The following is a 14867-nucleotide window of genomic DNA, read 5'->3' as shown; positions in this document are numbered from 1 at the left end:
AAAGACGGCCCGAGTACTTCAACCCATGGTAACCGCGCGGCATTCCCTGCGCTGAGTGCCTGGCGGGAGTCAGCGACCTGGCAGGAATCGGCGCACCAGGGTGCCGGCGACCTTCAGCTCCGGCGCTCGCAGGAGAGCGAGGATCCCGAGGTACACGACGACCACGACGAGCCCGATGATCGCGGTGCCGATGGCGCCTTGGATCTTGTCCGAGGCGGTCCAGCCTGCGCTCCCCCCGAAGGCGAGGAATATGCCCCAGCCGGCGAGGCCCGCAGGGATCGCGGCGACCGCAAAGCGGAGGATCGTCACGACCCAGGATCGGATGCCGAGACCGCCGATCTTGCGGTGCAGAAGCCAGGTGGCGACGATCGCCTGGATGGTGCTCGCCAGCGACTGGCCGAGAGCGACTGCGGCCGCCAGGGCGGTGATCGGGATCACGTCGGCTTCGAGCAGACCCCACGCGATCAGGGCGGTGGCGACGATGAGACCGCACTGGAAGATCGTGAACCAGAAGGGTGTGCGGGTGTCGTCGTAGGCGTAGAACGTGCGCTGCACGATGAAGAGGATCGTGAGGGGGATGAGGCTCACCAGGTAGCAGAGAAGCACCAGCGCGGCCGCTTCGGCGTCGTCCGGCGAGCTCGTGAAAACGCGGGAGGCCGGTATCGCGGCGGCCGCGACGGCCGCGACGGCGGCGACGATGAAGAAGAGCAGGGTGCGGATGCTGCGAGAGATGTCCGCGCGGACCTCGGCGTCGCGACCGGCCGCGGCGTGCTCGCTGATCTGGGTGAAGTAGGGGGTGCCGATCGACAGGACGATCACCGAGTACGGCAGCATGAAGATCAGCCAGGCATTGGCCGTCACCGTCGCGGAGGCCCCGGATCCTGAGGCCTCGCTCACGATGTTGCCCTGGAGCACGCCGGCGGCGAGGCTCGCGAACGCCATCAGGAAGGTCCAGCCGGCGAGCTTGCCCACGGCTCCGAGCCCGACGCCCCGCCAGTGGAAGTCCGGCTTGAGGGCGAGGCCGGTGCGCCGCCAGAAGACGAGCAGCACGACGGCCTGCAGGGCGATGCCGAGCGTCGCCGTGGCGCCGAGCGTCGTGATCATCAACGGCGTCCACTCGGCGGCCTTGGTGGGGACCGGGGCGAAAAGCGCGCCGATGAGGACGAAGCCGACGATCGACACGATGTTGTTGATGACCGGTGCCCAGGTGAACGGACCGAAGATGCGACGGGCGTTCAGGGCCTCGCCGAGCAGCGCGTAGAGGCCGTAGAAGAGGATCTGGGGCAGGCACCAGTAGGCGAGAGCCGTCGCGAGCGCCTGGGCGTCGAGCGGAGCCCGACCCGCCACGAGCACCACCAGCCACGGAGCGGCGATGGTCGCGACGAGCGTGGTGGCGACCAGCACGACGGTGCCGAGTGTGAACAGCTTCGAGATGAAGGCGTTGCCGCCATCGGCATCCGCTGTCGCTTTCACGATCTGCGGAACGATCACGGCGGTGAGTACGCCGACGGAGATCAGGGAGAAGACGCTGTTCGGCAGCGTGTTCGCGAACGTGAAGGCGTCCGCCGCCTCCGAACCCACGGCGCCGAGCACCCCCACGAGCACGATGCTGCGCAGGAGCCCGGTGACGCGCGAGACGAGGGTGCCGGCACCGATGACGGCGCTGGCGCGCCCGAGACTACTCACCCCGGCCGTCCTTCGGCTCGGCGGCTTCGAGTGCGGCGGCATCGGCTGCGGCCTCCTCGGCGGCTTCGCGGCGCTTGCGCAGCACGGTGCGGACCACGCCGAGGCCGATCAGCAGCACGGTGAGTCCGCCGAAGATGCCGAGGCCGATCGTCTCCCACTCCGCGCGCACGGCGACCCGGATGATCTGGTCGCTCTGGATCTGCACGCCCGTGGGGCTCAGGAGACCGAGCCGCAGGTCGACCTCGCCGCTGCCGACGCGGGCTGAGACGGGCACCTTCACACGGGTGGTGCTGTTCGCCTGCACGACCGTCTCGATCAGAGGCTTCACTTCGAGCCGGGGATCCGTCGGCGACGCCGTGAGCTGCACGGTCACCGGCCAGGGCAGGTCGTTGCGCACGCCGATCGGCAGGTCGGCGTTGGCCGAGAGCAACTGGATGGTGCTCGACTGCGGGATGCTGACGGCACCGAGCGTCGCCGTGGTGACCGCGCGGTGAGCGGTGACGCTTGCCGAGAAGGCGTCCGCCGGGGTGCTGACGGCGAGCGTGCGCAGGATCCGGATGCGCTCCGGGCCGAGCAGCACCTGCGGGTCGGCGAGGATCGTCGAGAAGGCCCCCAGGGACTGCTCGTCCAGGAGGAGGTTCGTGACGTCGGCGGCACCGGTTCCCGTCTCGACGGAGATCGTGGCGGCGACCGGTGCGGTGTCGCGCAGGGTGCCGAAGTCGAAGCCGATCGAATCGGCGGCGGAGATCGCCTCACGCAGCGCATCGGGGGTGCGGGTCTCGTCGCGGTCGAGCCCGATCAGCAGCGGTGCACCGGGGGCGCGACCCTCGGCGAGGAAGAGCCGGGCGGCCGCCTCGGCGAGCAGCCGCTGACGGGCGGCGGGGTCGGCTTCCGCCGCAGCGTCCGAGAGTGAGGCCGACGTCGCGGCATCCGTCACGAGAATGTCGTGTCCCTCGGCCGTCGCGTGCGCTGCGCTCTGCCCGCCGACCGTGGCGGAGGAGACGATCGTCGTCGTGCTGTCTCCGAGGTACCCCGCGAAGGCGGTGAGATCGTCGAGCGTGACATCCGGGCGCGGCCACAGGATGCGCGGCAGGGCACCGTCGACGTCGGTGAGCTCCGCGTCGTCGGGAAGAGCGGGGGTCTCGGTCGGCGTCGGCGTCGGCTCGGCCGTCCCGTCGGCGGCATCCGTCGGGGACGGGGTGACACGCTCCACCGGGAAGTTCGCCGGGTTGAGGAAAGGCGCGAATGTGACCGGCTGCAGCAGTTCCGGGAGCTTCGCCTGTGCTTGCACCCCGGCATCGGCATCGCCGAACTGCAGCGCGAACCGGGCGTTGGGGAGCTGGTCCAGCCGGCTGATCCAGTCCATCGCCTGTTCCGGCGCGGCGGAGCCGAGAGCTCGGATCGCGGCGAGGATCGACGGGTCGATCGCGAGGACGGCGGTGGTTCCTGCGACGCCGTCGAGTTGCGCGGTCAGGGCGCCCTCCGGTGCGGTGAGCGCCGCGATCTCGTCCGACGTGAGCAATGCGCCGTCCGCAGGCGTGGCGGTGATCGGAACGATCACGCCGACGAGTGACGAAGAGGCCGCCGACACGATGAGGACGCTCGTCGCCGTCGTGTCCTGTTCGACCGCGTCATCCGCGGCCGGTCCGCCGGTGGTCGCGCCGGTCAGCTCTGCCCGCAGCGGGTAGATCCCCGGCGCGAGCTCGCCGAGCGTGTCCTCCGGCACGAAGATCGTCGTGGTCGCCGATTCGCCGGCCGCGATGGCCTCGGTGCTCTCGCTCCCGATCGTCGTGAAGTCTCCTGCGGCGTCTTCGTCGTCGAGCCAGGACGTGAGGCCGGCGTCGTCGGCCAACGGCGTGCGGCCGATCTCGACGTGGACGCGACCGTCGGTCAGTTCCGAGTCGGTGCGGTTGCGCACCGTGAGGACGGCCGAGGTCGAAGACCCGGGCGCGACCGTGCCGCGTAGACCGGCGGAGACGTGCAGCTCGACGCTCTGCTCGTCGTCTGCGGGCGGCGTCTCGGCAGCTGTGGCGGCGCCGGGTGCGACGAATCCCCCGATGGTCAGCGCGATCGCGAAGACGGCGGTCCTGCGCGCGAGCCGCTGCAGGCGCGCACGGAAGCCGGTTTCGGGGGTGGTCACGGTCATGAAGGTCTTCCTCGAACGCCCCGGGACAGAGGCTGCTCGTGAGTACTGACCTTGTGATTCTAGGAGGCTCGAGGAAGGAGAACCCTGAAGACGCGTAGAGTGACGGCCGTGTCCGACACCCCCGTACCCGTCCCCGACCCGCTCGGCAGCGCCGCCCTCGCCGCCGACCTCGATGAGGCGGACCTCCGTTCCGAGCCTCTGCGGCGCCTGTGGGGCGAGGAGGCCGACGACGCTCTCGCCCGCGGAATGCGCGAGCCGATCCTGCGCGCGATCGCGGGCGACTCCGGTGTGCTCGCGACCCTGGGCCGCCTCCTCGTGCTCGGGATGTCGCAGCCGCGGGTGGCCGTCGCTGACGCGCTGCCGCGCCTGGGCGTGGACGGACTCGTCGCGCTCGGCCTGGCGCGCGCGGATGCGGAGACCGTGACGCCGACCGCCCTGCTGCGTCCGCAGTCGTTCGTCGATGCCGACGGGGTCGGGGAGTGGTGGATCGCCAGCGACCTCGACGAGGTCGCTCTGGACGGCGCCCTGCCGGCCGACCATGTTCTCGGAGTCGGTGGCGCATCCCGCACGCTCGCCGAGACGATCGTGCCGCTCGAGGTGGATCGTGCGCTGGACCTGGGCACCGGATGCGGCATCCAGGCGCTCCTCGTCGCACGGCGGGCCGGCACCGTGATCGCGACCGACATCTCCGCCAGAGCCCTCGCCTTCGCCGAGCTCAACGCCCGCCTGAACGGTGTGAGCAACATCGAGTTCCGTCACGGCAGCATGTTCGAACCGGTCGAGGGCGAGGCGTTCGACCTGATCGTCTCCAACCCGCCGTTCGTGATCACGCCTCGCGTCGGCGACGTGCCCGCCTACGAGTACCGTGACGGCGGCCTGGTCGGCGACGCGCTGGTGGAGCAGTTCGTGCGGACCGCCCCGGCCTTCCTCACGGTCGGCGGCATCGCGCAGCTGCTGGGCAACTGGGAGTCGCGCGACGGTGTCACGGGGCTCGCACGCCTGGACGCCTGGGTGCCCGGAGACCTCGACCTCTGGGTCATCGAGCGCGAGCAGCTGACGCCCCTCGGCTACGCAGAGCTGTGGATCCGCGACGGCGGCACGACACCGCGCGATCCCGAGTTCACGCCGCTGCTCACGGCCTGGCTCGATGACTTCGCCGCGCGTCGCGTCACCTCCATCGGCTTCGGCTACGTGTTGATCCGGCGCCCTTCGACGATCCCGGAGGCGGTGCACGCCCCGATCCGGCGCCGAGAGGCCGTGCGGCAGCCGGTCGCGAACGTCGGCGCTGCGCTCGCCACGGGCCTGGCCGCACATGATCTGCTGGCCGGCGGCGTGCCCGCGACCCTCGTGACGGCATCAGATGTCACCGAGGCGCGGCACCTGCTGCCGGGTGACGACGACCCGAGCGTGATCGAGCTGCGCCAGGGCGGCGGTCTCGCCCGCACGGTGAACGTCGATCCCGCGCTCGCCGCGTTCGTCGGGGCCTGCGACGGAGAGCTGACCGTCGGACAGATCGTGGCCGCATTGGCCGACCTCTTCGACGTGCCTCTCGCCGATCTCTGGGCCGACCTCGAGCCGCGCATCCGCGCGCTCGTGTTCGACGGCCTCCTGGCGCCGGGGGAATAGGCGCAGCATCCATGCGTTGGAATAGATCATGAAGGCTTTCGGATTCCTCTCCTTCGGGCACTACGCAGATGTGCCCGGCTCGGCGACCCGCACGGCGGGCGACATGCTGAAGCAGACGATCGAGATCGCCGAGGGCGCAGACGAGATCGGCGTCAACGGCGCCTCCGTCCGCGTGCACCACTGGGCACGGCAGGCCGCGTCGCCGATGCCGCTGCTCTCGGCCATGGCGGCACGCACGAAGCGCATCGAGGTCGGCACCGGCGTGATCGACATGCGCTACGAGAACCCGCTGCAGTTCGCCGAGGAGGCGGCCGCGCTCGACCTCATCGCCGACGGGCGGATCGCGCTCGGCGTGAGCCGAGGCTCACCCGAGACGGCACTGCGCGGTTACGAGACCTTCGGCTACGTCGATGAGGAGGACCCCGAGCGCGGCAGCGTGCTGGCTCGGGAGAAGTTCGACATCTTCCTGCGCGCGATCGACGGCGAGAGGATCGCCGCCGGTGATCCTCGGATGGTCGGTGAGGGACGCTACCTCGCGATCGAGCCGCAGTCGCCGACGCTCCGCGACCACATCTGGTGGGGTTCGGGCTCGCGGTCGACGGCCGAGGAGACCGGCCGCAAGGGTTTGAACATGATGAGCTCGACTCTCGTCACCGAGGCGACCGGCCAGCCGTTCCATGAGTTGCAGCGCGAGCAGATCGACCTGTTCCGCGCCGCGTACAAGGAGGCCGGCCACACCGGTGCCCCGCGCATCTCGGTCAGCCGGAGCGTCTTCCCGCTCATCTCCGACATGGATCGGGCCTACTTCGGCCTGCGCAGCGAGGAGAACGGCGACCAGATCGGCGTCATCGACGGATTCCGGTCCACGTTCGGCAAGACCTACGCCGCAGAGCCCGACGTGCTCATCGAGCAGCTGAAGCGCGACGAGGCCGTGATGTCGGCTGACACCCTGCTGCTGACCATCCCGAACCAGCTCGGGCCGGCGTACAACCTCCACGTGCTCGAGTCGTTCGCGACCCACGTCGCACCCGCGCTCGGCTGGAAGCCCAACACCGAGGGACCCGTCCAGGGCGATCCGGTCTAGGTCGTTGCGAGAGCGGATGCCGCGGCATCCGCTCTCTCCCGCCCCTTCACGGCATTCCGGTATACCGGTACTCTGGCGGCATGCGTGCGCATCGGAGTGGAATCCTCGCGGGGGCGATCGTTCTCGTGGCAGTGCTCGTCGGCGCCATCCCGGCGGCCGCGGCGACGACCAGTTCGTGGGCGACCTGGCAGCCGCTCGCCGGCGGGGCCGGGGCATACACGACGACGGTGCAGATCGCCGCGCAGCCGGCGATCACCGCGACCATGACCAGCGACTCCCGCGGCGGCGGTCCCGCCGTGATCTCGGGCGCATCGACCTGGCTCTCGGAAGGCACCCCGATCGGTGCCAAGTACGGGTCCAGCCGCGACCAGCCGTACCTGAACCTGCGTCCGAAGGCAGACAACGCGGCCAGTCCCTCGACGACGACCTACTCGTTCGACGCCCCCACGCCCTCATCGGGGTGGGCCTTCGCGCTCGGCGACATCGACGCCGACTCCGTGCGCATCCAGGCCATCGGCCCCGACGGACAGGCGCTCGACGCGACCGAGCTCGGCTTCCAGAGCGGCTTCAACTACTGCGCTCCGGGCGTCGTCGGCAAGCCCTCGTGCACCGGGATGGCGACCGATGTGCCGGTCTGGGACCCCGCCACGCTCACTCTCACCGGAAACGCCGCAGCCGCCGACACGAGCGGCGCCACCGCCTGGTTCGAGCCCGCAGCGCCGATCAGCTCGCTCACCTTCTTCTTCACCCGCCGGGCGGGCTTCCCCGTCTACCAGACATGGTTCGCGTCTCAGGCCCGTGACATCACCGGCTCGGTCGTCGACATCGTGGACGGGCCTCTGACCGGGGTGGCGCTCACCCTCACCGACGCGAACGGCACGGTCGTCGGCACCACGACGACCGCCGCGGACGGCACCTACTCGTTCCCGGGCTTCGTCGCGACCGACGGCTACACCGTGCGAGTCGCACCTCCGGCCGGCAAGATCTCGACCGGCGCCACGACCCTGGCCGTCGATCTGACCACGACGGATGCCGTCGCCGACTTCACCGTGCGCGACATCGTGCCGGTCGCCGTCTCCGGACAGGTGACGGATGCCGACGGCGACCCGGTGCCCGGCGTGACCGTGACGATCGACGGGCAGAGCACGACGACCGATGCCGCCGGCGAGTACCTGTTCGACTCCGTCCCGGTCGGCCCGCATACGGCGACGATCACCACCCCGGACGGCTACACCCTCGTGAGCAGCCCGCCCCCCTTCACGATCCCGCCACTCAGCGAAGACCCGATCGAGAACGTCGACTTCCAGCTCGCGGAGAATCCGTCGCTGAGCGGAGCGGTCACCTCGAACGGCTCGGGCATCGCCGGCGTCACCGTCACGGCCGTCGGCCCGGGCGGCACGGTCACCGCTGTGACGAACGGGAGCGGCGCCTACTCCTTCCCGCGTCTTCCGGCCGGCGACTACGACATCACCATGACGACTCCCGGCGGCTACGTCGCGTTGACTCCGGTCACGCGGACCGAGCAGATCGCCGGCGTCGACGTCGCGAACGTGGACTTCGATCTCGCGCGCCTCGGCGCCCTCGACGGCACGGTGCGCACCGACGGCGGCGCCCCCGTCCCCGGAGTGGTCATCCAGGTCACCGGTCCGGGCGTGCCTGCGCAGCTCACCACGGATGCCGACGGCTCGTTCGGCCTCGGCGGGCTGCCCCCGGCGACCTACACGCTCACGGTCGTGCCGCCCACCGGCAGCACGGTCGTGGGAGCCGCGACCAGGACCGTCGTGATCACCGCAGCCGGCGAGGCCGTGGTCGAGCAGGACTTCACGCTCGCTGCGATCGTCGTCCCGCCGGATCCTGATCCCGATCCCGACCCGCCGGTGACCGGTGGCAACAACAACGGCACACTGCCGGGCACGGGTCTCGGCCCGGAGACCTTCGCGTGGGCCGCGGGCGGTGCAGCCGTGCTGATCGTCGGGGCCGTGCTGTTCATCGTGTCGCGCCGCAGGTCGACGCGGGACTGATCCGGAGGGAAGAGGCGGATGCCGCGGCATCCGCCTGTCCTCAGCTGCCCTTCGGCGGTCCGAACAGCTCCTCGCCGTGCTCATGGAGGAGCCGGTAGGCGTCGGCGAACGTCTCCGGCTCGGGCTCGCCCGGCTTGCCGTAGCGCGCGATGAGCAGACCGAGCAGGCCGCGAGCCGGCGGGGTCAGCGGCTTGGTGTGATCCGCCTCATTCGGCTGCGGAGCGGTCTCCTCCGGGTTGGGCGGCGTGTAGGCCGGCGTCGTGACGGGCCAGTCGGCCGGATGCCGGGGCTTGTCGAGGTTCACGACGTTCAGCAGCGTGTTGGCCGACTGATCGCGGTCGTTCAGCGGCTTGAGCCCGTGCAGCCGTGAGAGCGTGGCCGTCACCGAGCCGTGATGCATCTCGTCGTGGATGATCGAGCCGCGCTTCGTGTAGGCCGACACGGCGATCGCCGGCACCCGGCATCCGAGCCGATCGAACGTGAAGCCCATCTCCCCGGCCTTCGTGTCGGGTGTCGGCTTCGTCGCCGTGGGCGGCGGAACGTGGTCGTAGCATCCGCCGTGCTCGTCGAACGTGATCAGCAGCAGCGTGTTCACGGCGTTGGAGCCCTGCGGGGACGCGCTGGTGCGCACCGCCTCGTAGATGTCGTGGATCAGCCGATCGCCGGCACGCACGTCGGACACCGCGCTGTCGAAGATCTCCTCGCCGTCGTCGGTGCTCTCGCGCACCGCGCCGAACGGCGGATGGAAGTCGTTGTGGTCGTAGACCATCCGCGGCTCGATGAACGCGTAGGCGGGCAGCTTCCCCGCCTTCGCCTCGGCGTAGAAGTCCTCCATGGTGCCGAAGTGCTCGGTGCGCCAGTACTTCTCGAGCACGGCGGCGTGCAGCATGCCCGTGAACGACACGAGTTGGAGCTTGTCGAGATAGATCTTCCAGGTCAGCTTCTTGTCTTCGAGGCGGTTGAAGACGGTCGGCGCCGCCGGGGCGTCGAGCCACTTCTTGTAGCCATCCCCACCCTGGTTCGTCACGAAGCCGTGCGAGGTCGAGGCGTGGAAGAACGAGCGGTTGCAGAACGTCTGCGACGGCACGCCCGCGTACCAGTGGTCGAACACCGCGAACTCGGCGGCGAGGGTCGACAGCACGGGCAGCATCTCGGGCGAGAACGAGCCCATGATGTGCGCGGCCTCTTCGGGCTTCGGCTCGGCCCCGCGGCGGAGGCGCCGGACGTTGATGATGTAATCCTCGAGGAACCCCGACATCGTCGCTTTCTCGCCCTTGGTGGGAGCGTTGAACGGCGCGGTCATCTCGTCGACGAAGAGGTCGGCGTTCGTCTTCGGATCGATGGTGCCGAAGATCTGCGTGTTGACGTGCGGGTACTCCTCGCCCGGATCCGGGTCGGGGAGGCTCATGATCCGGTCGGTGTCGCCCTGGTGGATGTGGGCCTCGACGACGGTTCCGTCCGAAGCCGTGTTGCTGTGCGAGCCGAAGGCCAGACCCTCGAACGTCTCGCCCGTGGGAAGAGTGTCCTTCGAGTAGAGGTAGCCGAGCAGATTGTCGAAGGAGCGGTTCTCGCCCATCACCACGACGAGGTGATCGAATCCGGGCTCGCTGCGGGGCGTGAGCGCCGCGAACGGATCGGGGTCGGATGCGAAGCCGTCGCGGTGGCCGGCAGCGACCGTCGCGCCGATGGCGGCTCCGCCCGCTCCGCCGACGACGGCACCCGCCAGTGCGGCCCCGCCCATCTTGAGGAAACCTCGGCGGGAGGGATCGGGCACGGGGCGAGCGGCGTCTTCGGTCACGAGGCCGATCTTACGACCGAGTCGGGCCGGCGGGACAGAACGCGACGAGGTCGTCGCAAGGCAGGAACTTCGCAGAACGACGCGATCCTCACAGGATTACGCGGCGGATGCTGCGAAGTTCGTGCTGTACTGCGAAGTTTCGCGAGGGCCCCGAGAGGTTCGGGAGTAAGGTCCCATCTCATGGCGAACAAGCGGACCACTTCGGCCGACAGCGCGTGGGCGCAGGCGGGCATCGATCTGCACCTCGATCTCCGCGGCTCCGGGTTGCGGGCCGGGCTCGGCGAGGCGCTGCGCGAGGCCGTGCGCAGCGGACGCCTGGCGCCGGGAACGCGGCTGCCCTCGTCGCGCACCCTCGCCGAGGACCTCGGCATCGCACGGAGCACGGTGACAGAGTGCTACTCCGCCCTCGTCGAGGAGGGGTGGCTGGTCGCCCGGCATGGCTCCGGCACGCACGTCGCACACCGCGCCGAGGCCGCGCGCGCGCCGGAGCGATCCGCCGCTCCACCCCGGCGGAGCCCGCACGAGCTCGAGCCCGGTGCCGCCGACTACGCCGAGTTCCCGCGCGCGGTCTGGCTCTCCGCCGCTCGGCGCGCACTCACGGCCGCCCCGCACAGCGCCTTCGGCTACGGCGATCCTCTCGGGCGGATGGAGCTGCGCACCGCGCTCGCCGACTATCTGTCGCGGGTGCGCGGCGTCTACGCCGATCCGGCGCGGATCGTCATCACCTCGGGGTTCCACCACGGCCTCGGCATCCTCGCCCGTGCACTGCGCGGTCAGGGGGTCGGCACCATCGCGGTCGAAGCCTACGGGCTCGACATCTACCGCGACGTGCTGAGCGACGACGGGATGAGCATCCCCGCGCTGGAGATCGACGAGGGCGGAGCGCAGGTCGACGCCCTGTCCGCCCTCGAGCCCGGTAGTGCGGCCCTGCTCACTCCTGCGCACCAGTTCCCGCTCGGGTTCGCCCTGTCGGCGGAGCGACGGCACGCGCTGCTGGACTGGGCGCGGCGCACCGGCGGCGTCGTGCTCGAAGACGACTACGACGGCGAGTTCCGCTACGACCGCAGACCCGTCGGCGCCCTGCAGGGGCTCGATCCGGACCACGTCGTCTACTTCGGCACCGCCAGCAAGTCGGTCGCTCCGGCGCTCCGGCTCGCGTGGGTCGTGGTGCCCGAGCACCTGCTGCCCGCCGTCGAGCGAGCCAAGGGACGGGTCGACACGGTGAGTGTGCTCGACCAGCTGATCTTCACCGACTTCGTGACTTCGGGGGCGTTCGACCGGCACGTGCGCGGCCGCCGTCACAGCTATCGGGCCAGGCGTGAACAGCTCGTGTCCGCGCTCGACGCGCAGGCGCCCGAAGTCCGTGTCGTGGGGATGCCCGCCGGTCTCCAGGCCGTGCTGCAGCTGCCCGAGGGCACCGAGGCATCGATCCTGGAGGCGGCGGCACGGCGCGGGCTGGTGGTCAGCGGCCTCTCCGAGTTCCGGCATCCGGATGCGGCGGGTTCGCCGTGGGGGAGCGGGCTGGTGGCCAACTTCTCCTCGGTCTCCGACAGCGCCTGGCCCGCCGCGCTGCAGTCCCTGGTGGCGGCCGTGTCCTGACGAAGTGGTCCGAGATCGTAGGGTCAGAGTGGTACTCGATACGAGTCCTCTTCCTTCGTAGTGTCGATTGCAGCGGCGCCACCCCGGCCCGCGATCCCTGACATCGCTGAAGGAGCCCGAAGTGTCCTCACCACGCTCGACCGCTCGCGGAACGGGCCGTCGCGCGCTTCCGCTCGGGCTCTCCCTGGCGGGAACAGCCGTCGCCTTCATGAGCCTGTACCTGGGCGCCGGCGCACTGACCCCGCTGTTGGTCGACTACAAGGACCGGTTCACCTTCGCGCCGGAGATGCTCAACGTCGCCTTCGCCGTCTATGCCGCCGGGTTCCTCGTCGCGGTGCTGGTGTTCGGCTCGCTGTCGGACTTCATCGGCCGACGCCCCGTCCTCATCGGCGGCCTGATCGTGCAGCTGGGCTCGAACCTGCTGTTCCTCACGGCCGGAGACGTCGGCGCGGTGATCGCCGGGCGCATCGTGCAGGGCATCGCGAGCGGCGCGGCCACCGCGGCGTTCACGGCGGCGATGGTGGAGCTGGCGCCGGGCGGCGACAAGCGCCTGGGCGCGATCCTCGGCAGCATCAGCCTCACCGGGGGACTGGCGCTGGGATCGGTGCTCGCCGGACTGGCGATCGAGCTCACCCCGGGTGCGAACACCGTCATCTTCGTGATCCTGATCGTGCTGACGCTGCTGGGCATCGTCGTCGCGATCCTGTCGCCCGAGACCGGACGGCGCCGGCCGGGAGCGCTGCGGTCGCTGATCCCTCGCGTCGCCGTGCCCGCGGCCGCCCGGGCCGAGTTCCTCGCCGCCGCCCCCGTCGTCGCGGCCGTGTGGATGCTCGCCGGTCTCTCGGGAGGGCTCGCGCCCAACATGGTGCGCAGCGTCTTCGGGATCGACAGTCCCTTCCTCGGCGGATTCGCGGGGTTCGTCGCTCCGGCGGTGTCCACCGTCATCGGAATCGTGTTCGCGAAGATCGCGTCCCGTCACGCGATGGTCATCGGCATCTACGCGTCGATCCTCGGTGCGGCCGCCATCATCGGAGGCGTCTTCGCGGGCAGCCTCGTGCTGATGATTCTCGGTCAGGCGATCGCGGGCGTCGGCTTCGGGTCGTCCTTCACCGCGGCGCTTCAGCTGCTCATCCCGCTCGTCGACCCCCAGCAGCGGGCCGGGATCGTCGCAGCCGTGTACATCGTCTCGTACACCGCGTTCGGGCTGCCGATCGTCATCGAGGGGCAGATCGCCGGACCGCTCGGCGAGATCCCTGCGGTCGTCTGCTACACCGCCCTCACGATCCTCTTCGCCCTCATCAGCCTCGTCGCCCAGGCGCGCATCGCGCGTCGAGGGTGAGCCGGGTCACCCTCACCTCCAACGAAAGGCACCATCATGTCCAAGATCTTCCTCGCCGGAGCATCCGGAGTCATCGGCCAGCGGCTGATCCCCCTCCTCGTCGACGCGGGCCACACGGTCGCCGGGATGACGCGTTCCGCCGCCAAGGCCGACCGGCTCGCCGAACTCGGCGCCGTGCCCGTGGTCGTGGACGTCTTCGACCGCGACGCGCTGATCACGGCGGTCGTCGCATTCGGCCCGGACATCATCCTCAACGAGCTCACCGACCTGCCCGACGACGTCAGCAGGATCGCGGAGTTCGGCGACCTCAACGCCCGCATCCGCACCGAGGGCAACCAGAACATCATCGACGCCGCCCGTGCCGCCGGGAACCCGAAGATCCTCGCCCAGACGGTCGCGTGGGAGCTCCCCGACGGGCCCGACGCCCTCGCCGTGAAGCAGCTGGAGACCTCGGTGCTGGCCGAAGGCGGAGTCGTGCTGAGCTACGGCCAGTTCTACGGACCCGGAACCTACAACCCGGATGCCGTTCCGGCCGAGCCGCGGGTGCAGATCGACCGGGCCGCGCAGCGCACCGTCGAGCTGCTGGGGTCGTCATCGGGAATCGTGACGATCACCGACTGACCACCCGGGGCGGGGCCGATGTCGTCGGCCCCGCCTATCCTTTTCCCACGACCCAGGATCGGGAGTTCCATGTTCGACGCCGACGTCATTCCGCCCGCACCAGCGAGCGCCGCGGGTGTGCCCGCGCGCCGCAGGGGAGCGGAGGAGTGGCTCGTCGCGATCGACCTCGACGGCACGACCATCGATGAGACCGGCCGAGCGAGCGTCGCGGTCAAGAGGCAGTTGCGCCGCGTCGAGAGCGCGGGGCATCATCTGCTCGTCGCGACCGGACGGTCGGCGGCCACCACTCTCTCGGTCCTCGATCACATCGAAGCCTGGCCGGAGTACGTCGTGTGCTCGAACGGCGCAATGGTGCTGCAGCGGGATGCCGGTGCGGCGAGCGGCTATCGCCGGCTGCGCATCGCGGGCTTCGACGCCGCGCCCGTGCTGCACGCCCTTCGGCAGCACCTCCCCGAGGCGCTCATCGCGGTGGAAGACGAGAGGGGCGCGTATCGGTTCACGCATCCGTTCCCCTCGGCGACGACCGTGCCCGAGATCGAGCAGCAGATCGTGCCGTTCGACGCGCTCACCGCGGGCAGGGCGGTGCGGGTGGTGGCGATCGCTCCGGATGCCGATATCGACGAGTTCCGACGGATCGCCGCTGGGATGGAGCTGCGCGGAGTCACGTACTCGCTCGGCTGGACGGCCTGGCTCGACCTCGCCGCGGAGGGTGTCACGAAGGCATCCGCGGCGGAAGAGCTGCGTGGCCTGCTCGGCTTCGGCCGCGACCGGGTCATGGCCGTCGGCGACGGCTTCAACGACATCGAGCTGCTCGACTGGGCCGGTGCGCACGGGCGAGGGATCGCGATGGGGCATGCACCCGACGAACTCCGCGCCGTGGCATCCGAGATCACCGGATCGCTGGCAGAAGACGGACTCGCACAGGCGCTCGCGACCATCTGAGAGAG

10 protein-coding genes are annotated in these 14867 nt (G+C 70.3%); 7 read left to right on the top strand and 3 right to left on the bottom strand.

What is annotated here, in order from left to right; genetic code table 11:
* Positions 1-69 precede the first annotated feature (69 nt).
* A complete protein-coding gene (murJ, locus tag LC452_RS06500) occupies positions 70-1686 on the bottom strand; it encodes a murein biosynthesis integral membrane protein MurJ (RefSeq protein WP_223623405.1) in 1617 nt (538 codons plus the stop codon).
* Positions 1679-3832: a DUF6049 family protein gene (locus tag LC452_RS06495; protein ID WP_223623403.1), complete on the bottom strand. Its 2154-nt coding sequence runs from the start codon at positions 3830-3832 to the stop codon at positions 1679-1681. The genes murJ and LC452_RS06495 overlap by 8 nt, the downstream gene beginning before the upstream one ends.
* 99 nt (positions 3833-3931) lie before the next feature.
* Between LC452_RS06495 and LC452_RS06490 the strand changes: the two genes are divergently transcribed.
* From LC452_RS06490 to LC452_RS06480, 3 genes are all read left to right on the top strand, one after another.
* Positions 3932-5458 (top strand): methyltransferase, encoded by a 1527-nt coding sequence (locus LC452_RS06490; RefSeq protein ID WP_223623400.1) that lies wholly within the window; start codon positions 3932-3934, stop codon positions 5456-5458.
* A gap of 28 nt (positions 5459-5486) precedes the next feature.
* Positions 5487-6542, top strand: coding sequence for an LLM class flavin-dependent oxidoreductase (locus LC452_RS06485; RefSeq protein ID WP_223623398.1), 1056 nt, complete (start codon positions 5487-5489; stop codon positions 6540-6542).
* 80 nt (positions 6543-6622) lie between these two features.
* Positions 6623-8563 carry a collagen binding domain-containing protein gene (locus LC452_RS06480; RefSeq protein ID WP_223623396.1) on the top strand — a complete coding sequence of 647 codons (1941 nt, stop codon included), beginning with the start codon at positions 6623-6625 and terminating at the stop codon, positions 8561-8563.
* Between the two features lie 40 nt (positions 8564-8603).
* On the opposite strand, the gene LC452_RS06475 is transcribed toward LC452_RS06480, so the two are convergent.
* On the bottom strand, positions 8604-10361 hold the full coding sequence (locus LC452_RS06475) for an alkaline phosphatase family protein (protein ID WP_223623394.1): 1758 nt from the start codon (positions 10359-10361) through the stop codon (positions 8604-8606).
* Between the two features lie 180 nt (positions 10362-10541).
* Here LC452_RS06475 and LC452_RS06470 point away from each other — a divergent pair, with 180 nt between their 5' ends.
* From LC452_RS06470 to LC452_RS06455, 4 genes are all read left to right on the top strand, one after another.
* Positions 10542-11960: a PLP-dependent aminotransferase family protein gene (locus LC452_RS06470; RefSeq protein ID WP_223623393.1), complete on the top strand. Its 1419-nt coding sequence runs from the start codon at positions 10542-10544 to the stop codon at positions 11958-11960.
* A gap of 121 nt (positions 11961-12081) precedes the next feature.
* The gene (locus LC452_RS06465; RefSeq protein ID WP_223623392.1) at positions 12082-13299 is read left to right on the top strand and encodes an MFS transporter; all 1218 of its coding nucleotides are present in this window, start codon (positions 12082-12084) and stop codon (positions 13297-13299) included.
* Between the two features lie 36 nt (positions 13300-13335).
* On the top strand, positions 13336-13920 hold the full coding sequence (locus LC452_RS06460; RefSeq protein ID WP_223623391.1) for an NAD(P)-dependent oxidoreductase: 585 nt from the start codon (positions 13336-13338) through the stop codon (positions 13918-13920).
* A gap of 69 nt (positions 13921-13989) precedes the next feature.
* The gene (locus LC452_RS06455) at positions 13990-14862 is read left to right on the top strand and encodes an HAD family hydrolase (RefSeq protein WP_223623390.1); all 873 of its coding nucleotides are present in this window, start codon (positions 13990-13992) and stop codon (positions 14860-14862) included.
* The last annotated feature ends 5 nt before the right edge of the window (positions 14863-14867 follow it).

The organism is Microbacterium sp. EST19A (assembly GCF_019969685.1).
Lineage (GTDB): Bacteria > Actinomycetota > Actinomycetes > Actinomycetales > Microbacteriaceae > Microbacterium.
The sequence above is the reverse complement of the archived record's forward strand: the minus strand, read 5'-3'. Positions and strand labels throughout refer to the sequence as shown.

Coding starts and splice junctions, on each gene's coding strand:
- LC452_RS06480 (WP_223623396.1), top strand. CDS start 6,623: ATGCGTGCGCATCGGAGTGGAATCCTCGCGGGGGCGATCGTTCTCGTG.
- LC452_RS06485 (WP_223623398.1), top strand. CDS start 5,487: ATGAAGGCTTTCGGATTCCTCTCCTTCGGGCACTACGCAGATGTGCCC.
- LC452_RS06455 (WP_223623390.1), top strand. CDS start 13,990: ATGTTCGACGCCGACGTCATTCCGCCCGCACCAGCGAGCGCCGCGGGT.
- LC452_RS06495 (WP_223623403.1), bottom strand. CDS start 3,832: ATGACCGTGACCACCCCCGAAACCGGCTTCCGTGCGCGCCTGCAGCGG.
- LC452_RS06460 (WP_223623391.1), top strand. CDS start 13,336: ATGTCCAAGATCTTCCTCGCCGGAGCATCCGGAGTCATCGGCCAGCGG.
- LC452_RS06470 (WP_223623393.1), top strand. CDS start 10,542: ATGGCGAACAAGCGGACCACTTCGGCCGACAGCGCGTGGGCGCAGGCG.